Source organism: Mycobacterium sp. DHQP2018-32-09, from assembly GCF_058148405.1.
In genome coordinates, this window is sequence record NZ_JBYVYK010000036.1 from 36,995 (window position 1) to 50,040 (window position 13,046).

Annotated in this window: 9 protein-coding genes; 2 read left to right on the top strand and 7 right to left on the bottom strand. The window is 69.7% G+C overall.

What is annotated here, in order from left to right; genetic code table 11:
- Window positions 1-52 precede the first annotated feature (52 nt).
- On the bottom strand, window positions 53-286 hold the full coding sequence (locus AC30CM_RS17950) for a hypothetical protein (RefSeq protein ID WP_490118256.1): 234 nt from the start codon (window positions 284-286) through the stop codon (window positions 53-55).
- Window positions 287-554: 268 nt separating this feature from the next.
- Here AC30CM_RS17950 and AC30CM_RS17955 point away from each other — a divergent pair, with 268 nt between their 5' ends.
- Complete coding sequence (locus AC30CM_RS17955; RefSeq protein ID WP_490118257.1) at window positions 555-3,350, top strand: helix-turn-helix transcriptional regulator; 2,796 nt, start codon at window positions 555-557, stop codon at window positions 3,348-3,350.
- Window positions 3,351-3,369: 19 nt separating this feature from the next.
- Here the strand turns inward: AC30CM_RS17955 and AC30CM_RS17960 are convergent, their stop codons facing one another.
- Together AC30CM_RS17960 and AC30CM_RS17965 are read right to left on the bottom strand one after the other, a co-directional pair.
- Complete coding sequence (locus tag AC30CM_RS17960) at window positions 3,370-4,695, bottom strand: helix-turn-helix domain-containing protein (protein ID WP_490118258.1); 1,326 nt, start codon at window positions 4,693-4,695, stop codon at window positions 3,370-3,372.
- Window positions 4,696-4,776: 81 nt separating this feature from the next.
- On the bottom strand, window positions 4,777-5,190 hold the full coding sequence (locus tag AC30CM_RS17965) for a cupin domain-containing protein (protein WP_490118259.1): 414 nt from the start codon (window positions 5,188-5,190) through the stop codon (window positions 4,777-4,779).
- Window positions 5,191-5,447: 257 nt separating this feature from the next.
- On the opposite strand from AC30CM_RS17965, the gene AC30CM_RS17970 reads away from it, so the two are divergent.
- The gene (locus tag AC30CM_RS17970; protein WP_490118260.1) at window positions 5,448-8,186 is read left to right on the top strand and encodes a helix-turn-helix transcriptional regulator; all 2,739 of its coding nucleotides are present in this window, start codon (window positions 5,448-5,450) and stop codon (window positions 8,184-8,186) included.
- A gap of 17 nt (window positions 8,187-8,203) precedes the next feature.
- Here the strand turns inward: AC30CM_RS17970 and AC30CM_RS17975 are convergent, their stop codons facing one another.
- From AC30CM_RS17975 to AC30CM_RS17990, 4 genes are all read right to left on the bottom strand, one after another.
- Entirely contained in the window at window positions 8,204-8,596 is a 393-nt protein-coding gene (locus tag AC30CM_RS17975; RefSeq protein WP_490118278.1) for a hypothetical protein, read from the bottom strand.
- A 41-nt stretch (window positions 8,597-8,637) separates the two neighbouring features.
- Window positions 8,638-11,466: an MMPL/RND family transporter gene (locus AC30CM_RS17980; RefSeq protein ID WP_490118261.1), complete on the bottom strand. Its 2,829-nt coding sequence runs from the start codon at window positions 11,464-11,466 to the stop codon at window positions 8,638-8,640.
- Entirely contained in the window at window positions 11,463-11,930 is a 468-nt protein-coding gene (locus AC30CM_RS17985; protein WP_490118262.1) for an MmpS family transport accessory protein, read from the bottom strand. The genes AC30CM_RS17980 and AC30CM_RS17985 overlap by 4 nt, the downstream gene beginning before the upstream one ends.
- A gap of 256 nt (window positions 11,931-12,186) precedes the next feature.
- On the bottom strand, window positions 12,187-12,951 hold the full coding sequence (locus tag AC30CM_RS17990; RefSeq protein ID WP_490118279.1) for a DUF1906 domain-containing protein: 765 nt from the start codon (window positions 12,949-12,951) through the stop codon (window positions 12,187-12,189).
- Between the last annotated feature and the right edge of the window lie 95 nt (window positions 12,952-13,046).

Genomic DNA, 13,046 nt, shown 5'->3' on the forward strand with positions numbered 1-13,046 from the left:
CGCTGGGCCGGTCACGGTGCGGCCGGCGTCTCCTGGTGTCGATGTGACCGAATCATGCGGAGTGGTCGGGTGTTCGGCGGTGTTCGCCGGGTGCGCGCCGCGCACGGTGCCCGGCGCGTGGCCGCAGGTAGCCGTAGACGACCGCGGTCAGCGGCGGGATGGTCCAGTAGGGGATGGGCGAATCGATGGCCCCGGAGGTCAACGTGTGCCATCCGACGTCGAACGCGTCCAGCAGTGCACTGGCCGCAGCCGTGACCATCTGGCCGTCCGAGTACGGATTCGCCATCGCGAACACCCCTTTCGACGGCCGGCTCGATCAGCGTGGGTACCGCGATCTCGCGGCGGTGACGCCGGCCCCTCTCGAGGGTGGCACCCTCGGCGGGTGCGGGGGACCACGGAAAACCCGTAGTCCCCAAGCCTCGAGGGCCGGACGTCGCGCCGGGCCGGTCGCGGGTCTTCCGGGTATCCGTTCACGTTCGCGTTCGGCATGGAAGAATTGGGCGGGACCGTTCGCTCTGTCTGGGCGGGCGTCCAGCACGACACGAAGGGCCAGCGTGACGGCAATCTCGGAGCAACGTCCGGTCGTGCTGCAGGGACGCGCCAAGGAATGTCACGCGTTGCACGAGGTGCTGTCGTCGATCCGTTCCGGTCGAAGCGATGTCGTCGTGGTGTGCGGCGAGGCCGGTATCGGCAAGTCCGCCCTCCTGGGTCACCTGCAGGAGGCCGCCACCGACTGCACGGTGCTGACCGCAGCCGGCGTCGAGTCGGACATGGAGTTGACGTTCGCCGGGTTGCAGCAGCTCTGCGCTCCGGTGCTCGACATGCGATCGTGTCTGCCCGCGCCGCAACTGCAGGCGTTGGAATGCGCGTTCGGTCTGGGGGAGTCCGACGGGGCGCCCGATCGGTTCCTGGTGGGCTTGGCGGTGCTGGGGCTGCTGGCCGCCGCCGCGCAGGATCGTCCGCTGCTGTGTCTGGTCGACGACGTGCAGTGGCTGGATCAGGTGTCCGCACAGACGTTGATGTTCGTCGCACGGCGGTTGCAGGCCGAGTCGGTGGGCCTGGTGCTGGCCATGCGCTCGATGATCGAGGGAACGGCCGGATTGCCGACGATCGAGGTGGCCGGGCTGGCCGCCGATCCCGCGCGCGCCGTGCTCGACTCGGTGTTCCCCGCCGGACTCGACGATGCCGTGCGTGATCGGATCGTCGCCGAGTCGGGCGGTAACCCGTTGGCGCTGTTGGAGATGCCGAACCACGTCGACGCCGTCGTGCCGACCGGTGCGGGCCGTCGTGCCGAACTCGGGTCGGTGCCTGCCGGGATCGAGGAGCGCTACCGGGCGGTGATGGCGACGTTGCCCCCAGAGACGCAGCTGCTGCTGGTGGTGGCGGCCGCGGAGCCGGTGGGTGACCCGACGTCCTTGGCGGCGGCGATGGCGCACCTGGGGCTCAAACCCTCGGCGATGCTGCCCGCACTGGAGTCCGGGTTGCTTCGGCAGGACGCGCGGGTGCAGTTCCGTCATCCGCTGGCGCGGTCGGCGGCCTACCGTCGGGCCGGCGTCGAGCAGCGTCGGGAGGCGCATGCGGCGTTGGCGGCCGTCACCGATCCCGCCCTCGACCCCGATCGTCGCGCCTGGCATCGCGGGCTGGCTGCCGAGGCCGCCGACGAGGACGTGGCCCAGGAACTGGCAGGGTCGGCCTGGCGGGCGCGTCAGCGGGGTGGAATCGCGGCGGCAGCGGCGTTCTTGACGCGGTCGGTCGAGTTGACCCCGGACGCGGCGGCGCGTGGCGAACGGGCCTTGGCGGCCGCCGAGGCGCATCGCGAGGTGGCCGCGTTCGACGAGGCTCGTGGGCTGCTGGCGACGGCGGAGCTGGGACCGCTGTCCCCGCTGCAGGAGGTCCGGTTGGCGCAGCTGCGGACACGGTTGGCCTTCACGGCCGCCCGGGTGGGTGGCGACGTTCGAGCGCTGATCGACGCGGTCGAGCGATTCGCCACGGTGGCAGCGGCATTCGAGCCCCTGGACGGCGGACTGGCCGTCGAGACGTACCTGGAGGCGATGAGCGCCGCGATGTACGTCGGCCGCAGCGGAGGTGGTTTGGCCCGCGACGTCGCCGAACGAGCGCGCCTGGCGCTGCGTCGCCATCCGCCCCGGGATGCGTTGGCCCTGGCCACCGCTGCGATCGCCGAACGCCTCACGGCGGGTGCCGTCGCGGCCATGCCCGCGATGCGCACGGCGCTGGCGGCCATCACGCGGTCGGCGACCGAGACCGGCGGCGCCGCCGCGGCCGACTGGTTCTGGCGGGCGTTCCCGATCGTGCACGACTCTCTGGTGCACGAGACGTGGGACGACGGGTGGGCGCTGATCGCAGCGCATGCCCTGCGGGTGGCCACCGAGACCGGTGCGATGGCGCTGCTGCCCTCGGCGCTGCTGTCGCGCGCCGGGGCACATGTCGAACGCGGTGAGTTGGCCTGCGCGCGAGCGCTGGTCGCCGATGCCGGGGCCATGAGCGAGGCAATCGACTACGCGCCCATGCGCTATCACACGATCATCGTCGCGGCCTTCGGCGGCGACGAGGCCGAGGTGGCCCGGTTCGCCGCACACGCCGTGCAGACCGGTGCGCAGCGCGGGGAGGGGCGCACGATCGGGTTGGCTCACTACGCCACCGCGGTGATCGACAACGCGATGGGCCGCTACCCCGAAGCGTTGGCCGCCGCCCGGGAAGCGATGACCTACGACGATCTCGGATTCGGCCCCGAAGTTCTGGTCGAGTCGATCGAGGCGGCGGTCCGCGCCGACGACCGCGAGTTCGCCGTCGAAGCCCTGGCCCGGCTCGAACGATGGACGTCGGCCAGCGGTTCGCCGCGAGCGCTGGGCGCATTGGCTCGCTCACGTGCACTGCTCAGCGACGGCGATCGGGCCGACGCACTGTATCTGGAGGCCATCGAGCACTTCTCGGCGACCAGCCAGCGGGTGCAGCTGGCGCGAGTGCGGTTGTTGCACGGCGAGTGGTTGCGCCGCAACGCGGCTGGGACGGCCGCGCGCGAACCGTTGCGCGTCGCCCACGAGCAGTTCGTGGCGATGGGCGCGGCGGCGTTCGCCGAGCGAGCGCGGCGGGAACTGGTGGCATCCGGGCAGAAGGCGCGCCGGCAACCCACGGCGGTCGGAGATCAGTTGAGCCCGCAGGAGCATCAGATCGCCCAACTCGCCGGGCAGGGGCTGACCAATCAGGAGATCGCCGGGCAGATGTTCCTCAGTGCGCACACCGTGGAGTGGCACCTGCGCAAGGTATTCGCCAAGCTGGGCATCCGCTCACGCCGCGAGCTGCGGCGCACGTTCGCCGACGCCGCCGGGTGAGGGCCGCCTTCTCGGGCCGTCACGCCACCAGGATGGCCTGCACCGTCAGGCCATGCCGTTCGTCGGCGATCTCGACGATCCGGTCGACCGCCGCGCGGGCATGCAGGCCGGGATAGGTCAGCCACACCACGGTGCCGGTGACGGCGGCCTCGGGCAGCCGTGCGGCGAGTTGCTCCACGACCCGCAGCGTCGCGGCCGTTCCCGCGAACGCCACCACCAGACAGGGGACGGCGCCGATGCTGACGAAGGATGCCAGCCCGTCGAGCAGACGTCCCGCGCCCACGTCGTCGGGGTCCACCCGGATGGGCACCAGATGCCGCCTGGCCGGTTCCGGGACCCGCAGCCGCTCCGTCGACGCCGGGGCGGGCGTGCCGTCGAAGGTCCCCAACTCGTCGAAGAGGGCCACCCGCTGACGGGCGTGCTTCAGCAGCAGCGGGGTGACCGTAGGCCGGGGTGGTTCGCCGTGGACGTGCTCGTGGCTGCGCTGAGCGACCAGCAGGTCCAAGACGACGGGGGCCGGGACCGCCGTGAGGATGTCGTCGCGGACCATGTCGGGGCGGTAGCGCGCGCGAAACTCGCTGGGAGACTGGCCGAACCAGTCCTGGAAGCCTCTGGTCAGATACTTGACGTGGGAGAAGCCGCAGGCGGCGGCGATCTCGGTGCTGGTCATGTCGGTCGTCAACAGCAACGTCTCGGCGTGCATCACCCGCAGGCCGGTGAGATGGTCGCCGAAGCTGATTCCGCACAGCTCCTTGACCACGTGCGACACATAGGACTTCGAGTAGTGGTGCGCTGCCGCCACCGCGTCGAGTGCGTCCCGACGTCGAAGGTGCTCGCGCATCGAGGCCAGGATGGCGTGCAACCGATGTCGTTGTGCGTTCGACAGTTCACGTCCGCGGTTGTAGTAGTGCTCCAGCGAGTAACCGGTGCACAGCAGGGCCACCAGATCGGCGGCCCGCGCATCGAGCCGCTCGGGATCGTCGGCCGTGACGCCGAGTTCGACGATCTCGACGAGCAGGGCGCGCAGCACGCCTTCCTGACGGCGGTACCGCGCGAGGTCGAACGACTCGCACGCGAAGATCATCGACGTGCAGTACGCGTCGACGTCGTCGAAGTCCTGCAGCCGCAACGAGACGATCGCGGTCACGTTGTCCTTGGACCCGACCAGGGCGTAGGGGTCGGCGCGGTTGACGACGACGAAGTCACCTGCCGCGAGGTCGAAGTCCTCGCTGCCGACCCGCACGTGTACTGCGCCGCGCAGGACGTAGACGACCAGCAGCGCATCGGTGTCGATGCGCAGGCTGGTGGCGGTGATGGCCGCCGCCGTCACGCCTACCCGATCCACCAGCTCGCCTCCGGGCCGACGGACGGCGGTGTCCGTCGGCGACGGCATCATCGCCGGCATCCGCCTCCACCGCGATGCGGCTCACGCACCGCCCGCCACCCTCCGGTCCTTCCGCTGCTCCAACTCGTCCTGGTCGACGAGGACGAACATCTCGACCCCCGGCGTGCACACCATCGTGACCAGGAATCGCAAGGCGACGTCGTCGCGGTTGTTGGCGTCGGAGTAGTGGATGACGTCGCCACCCGGTTCCCAGAACGCCTCGCCGGCGCGGATGACCCGTGGTGCTTCGCCTTCGAGTTCGAAGAGCATCTCGCCTTCGAGGACGTAGCCGAACGCGGGCCCTCCAGGATGGCGATGCGGTGGTGCGCCCGGACTTCCGGCGGGCCACTCGATCACCGCGGTCATCACCTCGGCGCCCGCCGGCAGCGCCGGTGGGGTGACGCTCTGGATCACGGTCATCGCCTTGGCGAGCGCGGCGACGGCATCGTCGGTCATGGGTGGATCTCCCTCGGTCGGGCGGGATGGCTGCGCGATCGGCGCACCCGCTCTCGACCATGGCATTCCCGACACTCGTTCGGCCCCCCGGAAAACCCCCGGTTTCGCGGTGCGGTGGGGTTTCGGTGGGGTGTCGGTGGTTTTGACGGGGGACGCCGCACCCGTTCGGTCGTGCGGTCACCGATACCCTTGAGCGGTGTGTCGGGCAGCGCAGTGCGTCAGCGACCACCACCTCTTCGCCGAGAGGGCGACGCGACGTGAGCGGTGACCAACTGTTCGGCAGAGGCCCTGAGTTGGCCGCCCTGGACAAGCTGGTGGATGCGGCACGCCACGGACGCGGCACGGTCGTCGTCCTTCGGGGCGACGCCGGCATCGGCAAGACCGCACTCATCGATCACCTGGTGGGCTCGATGACCGACGTGCGGGTGCTGCGCACCGCCGGGGTCGAATCGGACATGGAACTCGCCTTCGCCGGCGTGCACCAGCTCATCGCACCGTTGCTCGATCGGATCGCGTCGCTGCCTGCGCCCCAACAGCAGGCCTTGGCGATGGCCTTCGGTGAGTCCGCCGGCCGCGCACCGGACCGGTTCCTGGTGGGGTTGGCCGTGCTGGACCTCATCGCCGGCGCGGCTGCCGAGACCATGGTCGTGGTCGTCGTGGACGACGCGCAGTGGCTCGATCAGGTGTCGGCGCAGACCATGGGTTTCGTCGCACGCCGCTTGTTGGCCGAACGCGTGCTGATGGTGTTCGCGTCGCGCGAGCCGATCGCCGCACTGCAGGGCCTGCCGGAGCTGGTGGTGACGGGGCTGGCGGTCGCGGACGCGCGTGAACTCCTCGACGCGAGCGTGCTGGGTCGCATCGATTCGCGGGTGCGTGATCGGATCGTGGCGGAAACCGCGGGCAATCCGCTCGCGTTGTTGGAGGTCCTCGGCGACCTCGGAGCCGCGGCGCTGGTCGGCGGCTACCTCGTTCCGGACGCCCATCCGAAGGCGTCGACGGTCGAAACCCGTTATTCGGCCAGGATGTCGGCGTTGTCTGCCGAGGCCAGGCTGCTGTTGACGATGGCGGCCGCCGAGCCGATCGGGGATCCGGCGCTGCTGGCGCGCGCGGCAGCAGACCTCGAGATCGGCGACGAGGCATTGACCGAACTGCGCTCGACCGGCCTGGTCGAGGTCGACGCGCGGGTGCGATTTCGTCATCCGCTGGTGCGCTCGGTGGCCTACGCGACCGCACCGGTGGAACAGCGGCAGCGGGTGCACGACGCGCTGGCGCGCGTCATCGACGCCGCCGCCGATCCCGACCGGCGGGCGTGGCACCGGGCGTTGGCCGCATCCGGCCCCGACGAGTCGGTGGCCGCGGAACTGCTGTCGGCCGCCCAGCGGGCCCAGCAGCGTGGCGGCCTCGCGGCGGCCGCGGCCTTCCTCGCCCGCGCGTTCGAACTGACCCCGGATCCGGCACTGCGCGGCCCTCGCGCGTTGGCGGCGGCGCAGGCGAAACGCGGGGCCGCGGATCTCGACGCCGCGACCGAACTCGTCGCCGCCGCCGCGTTGTCTCCGCTGAATGACCTCGACGCGGCCCGTCGGCTGCGATTGAGCACCCAGTTGGCGTTCCACCGTCGCCGCGCCAGTCGTGCCGGGCCGCCGCTCTCCGAGCACGCCGCGACCATGTTCGAGGCGGCGGTTCGGCTGGCGCCGTTGGACGCCGAGGAAGCGGATCAGGCGTTCCTGGAAGCGCTCTGCGGCAGCGTCTACGCCGGACGGGAGGGGCGTCCGGACGTGCTGCCCGCAATCGCCGCCGAGGCACTGGCGCATCGCCGGAACGCGGGCGGCGACCGGTCGGTGGGGCTGGTGGTCGAGGGTCTGGCCCAGCGGGTTCTCGCCGACGCCGCCGCGGCGGTGCCTGCCCTGCGGGCGGCGGCCGCGGCGATCACCGAGGACGGTTGGCGGTGGGAGGCGTTTCCGCTGGCCCTGGAGGTCACGGTTCACGAGATCTGGGACGACGAGGCGTGGGAACGGTTGTCGGCGATGGCCGTTCGCATCGCCACCGACACCGCTGCGCTGCAGATCCTGCCCACCGCGCTGGTCAGTCGGGCCGGTGCGCACGTGATGGCCGGGGACCTGGCCGCGGCGCGGCTGCTGATCGCCGAGGCCGACGACATCGCCACGGCGATAGGTCACGACTCGTTGCGCTACCACACGCTGACGCTGGCCTCGTGGTCCGGCAACGAGGGCCACGTCGTCGCGATGACCGAGGCGGCGCTGCGCGAGGGGATGCAACGTGGGGAGAGCCGCGCGATCGCACTCGCGGCCTACGCCAGGGGCGTCCTCAACAACGGTCTGGGCCGCTACGACGTGGCGCTGGCGGCGCTGCAATCCGCCTGCGAATACGACGATCTGGGCATCATCGGATGGAATCTGAGTGAACTCGTCGAATGCGCTGCGCGCGTGGGCCAGGACGACGTGGCAGCGCGTGCCCTGGCGCGGCTCGAGGCACGCACCCGGGCCGCGGGCGGGCCGTGGGCGATGGGCATCACCCTGCGGTGCGCGGCCCTGATCGCCGCCGACGACTCGGCCGAGCCGCTCTACCTGGAGGCCATCGAGCACCTGGGACGCTCGCGCACGAGGGTGCACCTGGCCCGTGCGCACCTGCTCTACGGCGAGTGGTTGCGGCGGGTGGGTCGCCGTAACGACGCGCGCGAACAGCTGCGCATCGCCTACGACATGTTGCACGGCTTCGGTGTCGACGCCTTCGCGGACAGGGCACGTCGGGAACTGCTGCTGGTGGGGGACAAGGCCACCAAGCGAAACCGTGGCGGAACCGCGCTGACCCCGCAGGAGACCCAGGTCGCCGAGCTGGCCGCGACCGGCCTGACCAACACCGAGATCGGCGCCCAGCTGTTCATCAGTGCCCACACCGTGGAATGGCACCTGGGCAACGTCTACGCCAAGCTGGGCATCCGGTCGCGCCGCCAGTTGCGGAACGTCGAATTGCGCTGAGAACGACCCGACGTCGGTCACGGTTCGGGGGGCACCCGGGCGGGCAGGCGGCGTTTGAGGCGGGCGCCCTTGAGCATCTGGATGGACAGGTTCGTCGCGGTGAGCATCGGGATGATCCCGAGGAACGTGCGTTCCGAGGGTGGGTGACCGTGCAGCTGCTCGAGGCTGCCGAACACGAAGAAGCAGCCCAGGAAGAACAGCGTGGCGGGAATGGTGAAAGCCAGCGGGTTGCCTCGGGTGGACAGGACCTGGTGTGCCAGCTCCCATTCGGCGGCGGTGAGCGGTGCGCGCGTGCGGACCTTCTGCAACACCTCGCGCTGATGGCCGATGGGGAGGGCGTCGGTGACGTAGGCGCGGGTGCGTAGTCGACGGGTGAAGGCGTAGGCGGCCCCGGCGCAGACCCAGATCATCACGAACGCGACGAGTGCACAGACGCCCCACTGCTCGGAGGTCACGACAGTGCCTGCCGGGTCCGACGGAGGGGGCGCTGTCGGATCAAGGTCGGCCACCAGAACCACGGACCGAGCAATCGCAGCAGGCACGGCACGATGAACGAGCGCACGACGAGGGTGTCCATGAGTAGTCCGATGCAGACCGTGGAGCCGACCTGACCGATCGTGCGCAAGTCACCGATGAGCATGGCCAGCATGGTGATCGCGAAGACCACGCCCGCCGAGGTGACCACCCCGCCGGTGCTGCCCAAGGCCCGGATCAGACCGGTGTTCAACCCGGCTCCGGTCTCCTCCTTGACCCGGGCTATCAGCAAGAGGTTGTAGTCCGAGCCGACCGCGACCAGGATGATGAAGGTCAACGGCAGCACCAGCCAGTGCAAGTGCAAGCCGATCAGGTGCTGCCACACCAGCACCGAGAGGCCGAAGGCGCCCGCGTAGGAGAATGCGACGGTGCCCGGAATGACCAGGGCCGCCACCAGGCTGCGGGTGAGGTACAGCATGATCAGGAAGATCAGCACGAAGGCGGCGATCGCGACGATCATCAGATCCGAGGCGGCGTAGGCCTTGATGTCCTTGTTGTTCGACGCTGCGCCGCCGACGAAGATCTTCGCGCCGGCCAACGACGTCTCCTTCAGCGCGGCCTTGATCGCCTCGGGGAACGCTTCGACGTGCTCGATACCCTCGGGTCCCATCGCGTTGCCCTCGTGGGTGACGATGAAGCGGGCCGCCTGCCCGTCGGGTGACATCATCAGCTCCATGCCGGTCTTGACGTCCTCGTTGTCGAACGCCTCACGCGGGATGTAGAAGTAGTCGTCGTTGCGGGATGCGTCGAAGTCGTTGCCCACGTTGATCAGATCCTCGTAGGTCTGCCCGGTTTGGGTGGACTGCAGGTGTGACGGTCCGTAGGAGTTGGTGACCACCCCCAGCAGCGCACGGCTGTCCCCCATCATGCGCTCCAGTTGGGTGATCATCTGCGGCAACAGTCGGTCCACGGCTTCCAGCGAGACGACGGCGTTCGCGATCTCGGCGTCGAGGGCGTCGATGCCGTCGAGCGAGTCGAACAGCGAGCGCATCGCCCAGCACGCCGGGATGCCGAAACAGTGCGGTTCCCAATAGAAGTAGCTCTTCAGCGGGCGCAAGAAGTCGTCGAGGTTGGCGATTCCCTGGTTGACGTCGTCGGTGACCTGCTTGAGGTTCTCCAGCGTCAGCACCGTCGAGTGCAGTTCTTCGGACATCCGTTGGGTCAGGTCGATGACGGTCTGGAGCACCTCGACCGAGCGTCGTTGGATCTGGGCCTGTTCCTCGGTGTTCGCATTCTGTCGTTCGGCGAACGGCAGCTGTTGGCCGCTGCCGCTGCCCTGCGTGGTGAACAGGTACGGGATCGAGGCATGTTCGAGGGGACGGCCCAGCGGGCGGGTGATGCTCTGCACCATGGCGACACCGGGTAGGCGGATGAGGCTCTTGGCAACCCGGTCCAGCGAGATGAAGTCCGCCGAATTGCGCATGTCGTGATCGCTTTCGATCATCAACATCTCGGAAAACAGCTTGCTGGAGGGGAAGTGGCGGTCCGAGGCCTGAAACCCGACGTTCGCCGACGCGTCGCGGGGTTGGTACGCGCGGTCGTCGTAGCTGACGCGGTACGTCGGCACGAATACCGCCCCGGCGAGCACCACCGCGGCACTGGCCACCAGGATGGGTTTGGGCCAGCGCACCACGCTGGTGCCGATGCGCCGGTAGGTCCGCCCCTTCGCCGGACGCAGCGGGTCGAACATGCCGAACAGGCTGCCCAGCGTCAGCAGGGCCGGACCCAGGGTCAGTGCGCCGGCGATGGTGAAGATCATGCCGATGGCGACGGCCGGACCCATGGTGTGGAAGTAGTCCAGCCGAGCCAGGCTCAGGCAGTAGCAGGCGCCGGCGATGGTCAGGCCGGATCCGATGATGATGGGGGAGACGCTGCGGTAGGCGGTGTAGTAGGCGTCCTCGCGGCTCTCCCCGGCTTGGCGGGCCTCGTGGTATCGGCCGAGCAGGAATATCCCGTAATCCGTTCCGGCGCCGAGGGTCAACGCCACCACGATGTTCACCGCGAACGACGACAGCGGGATGACGCCGAGGTGCCCGAGGGTCGCCACGACACCCTTGGCGACCAGCATCAGGATCAGCACGCTGGCCAGCGGCACCAACAGTGAGGACACCGAGCGATACACCAGCAGCAGCATGAAGACGATGAGGAAGATCGTCACGATCGTGATGTTGTTCAGGCTCGAGTTCGCGATCGACAGCGTGTCGGAGGCCAACGGCGCCGCGCCGCTGACGTAGACCTTCAACCCCGGAGGCGGGGTGTCGTGGTCGATGACGTGGCGCACCGCGGCCACCGACTCGTTCGCCTGGATCTGGCCGATGTCGCCTGCCAGCCGCAACAACACGAAAGTGGCCTTGCCGTCCACGCTTTGGGCCCCGGCTGCGGTGATCGACCGCCCCCACAGGTCCATGACGTACTGGACGTGTTCGGTGTCGGCCTCGAGTCGGTCCACCAGGTCGTCGTAGTAGCGATGATCGCCGTCGTCGAGGGGACGGTCGGCCTCGAGGACCACCATGGTGAGACTGGTCGACGTGGACTCCTGGAACTTCTCCCCGATGCGCAGCATCGCGACCTGCGACGGCGCATAGCTGGGAATCATCGAGCCCGCGAGTTCCTCGGCGACGCGTTCGACCTGGGGGATGAAGGTGTTGGTGCTGACCGCCACCAATGCCCAGAACACGATGATCGGGATGGCCAACGCTCGCACGGTGCGCGCGACGAGGGGGCGCCGGCGGCCACGAGCGCTCATGCGGACTTGACCCGGCAGGTGACGTCGGCGTCGTCGCGGGTGGCGGACTGTTCGTCGAGGACCACGCCGTCGACCAGCATGCGGCATCCCACGTCGTCACCGTCGACCTGCACGGAGATGCTTCCGGAGACGACGGTCAGCGTCGTGGTCTCGGCATGCGACCACGGCAGTTCGGTCAACGCGACGGAGTGCGGGTGGCCATTGATGTCGACGTAGCTCAACAGGCCGTCACCGTCGAGGGTGCCGAAGACCTCGTACCTCAGCTCCTTCGGTGTGAACTGTTCGGGCGCTTGCGCGCTGAGAACCGTTGGCACCGGGCCTGGTTCGGACCCTTGGTGCACCTTCCACACGCCGAGCGTGCCGAGGGTCAGCGCGATCACGGTGACGATGGCCAGCCACCCCCTTCGCAGGATCGCCGATCCCCGGGGACGGTGTCGTTCGACGTGGTGCGATGTGTTGCTCAAGTCAGTCTTCTGCCTCAGACGTTGGCGTGGCCCGTCTCGGACGCCGCAGGGCGCGAGCAGGCCGCCTGCTCGTGGGACACCACAGAAGATGCTGACCGATCGCGGCGGCCGCGTACATGCACGGACTCGCTGCGTTGACGCGACGATCACGCTGGATCGCACGGTGGGTGGTTACGTGACCGGTCCCGTGAGCGGGAGCGCGCCGGGGTCCGGCATGCCGGGGGTCACCCCGGGACGATCGCCGATGGCCGCGACGTCAGGGGTGCAGGTTCCACTGGCCGACGTCGGAGGCCAGCGCGTCGTTGACGTCGACCTCGGATCCGCCGACCAGCGGGCCGGGGTTCGATGCGGTGCTCACGATCCGCTGGTACAGCACGGCGGCGGGGTGCACCTGGTTGCCGGACCAAGCCCGGGTCTGCCACGCCCAGCGCTTGCCGGGGGTCGACGAACTGCCGATGACGCCGTCGGCGGCAGCCCACTGGCACACGTCGATGCCGCCGTAGACGCCCGTGCGTTGCACGCCGAGCACGGAGTTGATGCCGCGGAACCACGGGAGCGCCAACGTGTTCCACGTGTTGCGGTCGATGTCCTCGTCGATGCTGAAGAAGATCGGCGCGCTCTGGCCGCCGCCTGCGGCCGTGTGCAGCTGCCAGCCGGCGCGCGCGTCGGCGATCCCGCCGGCCTGGCCTCGGGTGAAGTCCGACGGGGCGGACCCGCCCGGCTTGCCGTACTGGTAGTTGCTGACGATCACCAGGCCCGCGGCGGTGAGCGACTGCGCGTAGGGCCGGGTGATGGGCTTGGCGCCGAACGAGGTGCCCGGGCGTGACATCGAGACGTAGTTGACCACGCCGGCGTGGCCTGCCGCCCGGATGTCCTGGGCGGGAATCTGGCGGGCGGCGAAGTCGATCAGCGTGGGGGCCGCCGCCGCGGCCGGCGGCGCGGTGGGGCCGAGGGCGGTGGCGCCCAGGCCGGCGAGTGCCGAGATCGCGGTGGCGTAGCGCAGGGCGTCGCGCCGGGACACGGGGCGTTCGGGCAGGTCGCGCACGGCGTGATGTTAACAATGTGGCTGCTGTGAACGGTGGAGCCCACGCGGGGGCACCGCGACGCGCTCAGGAT

Bases quoted from the DNA above. Each gene is read 5' to 3' on its own strand.
- AC30CM_RS17950 (WP_490118256.1), bottom strand. From the start codon at position 286: ATGGCGAATCCGTACTCGGACGGCCAGATGGTCACGGCTGCGGCCAGT.
- AC30CM_RS17965 (WP_490118259.1), bottom strand. From the start codon at position 5,190: ATGACCGACGATGCCGTCGCCGCGCTCGCCAAGGCGATGACCGTGATC.
- AC30CM_RS17975 (WP_490118278.1), bottom strand. From the start codon at position 8,596: ATGATCTGGGTCTGCGCCGGGGCCGCCTACGCCTTCACCCGTCGACTA.
- AC30CM_RS17980 (WP_490118261.1), bottom strand. From the start codon at position 11,466: ATGAGCGCTCGTGGCCGCCGGCGCCCCCTCGTCGCGCGCACCGTGCGA.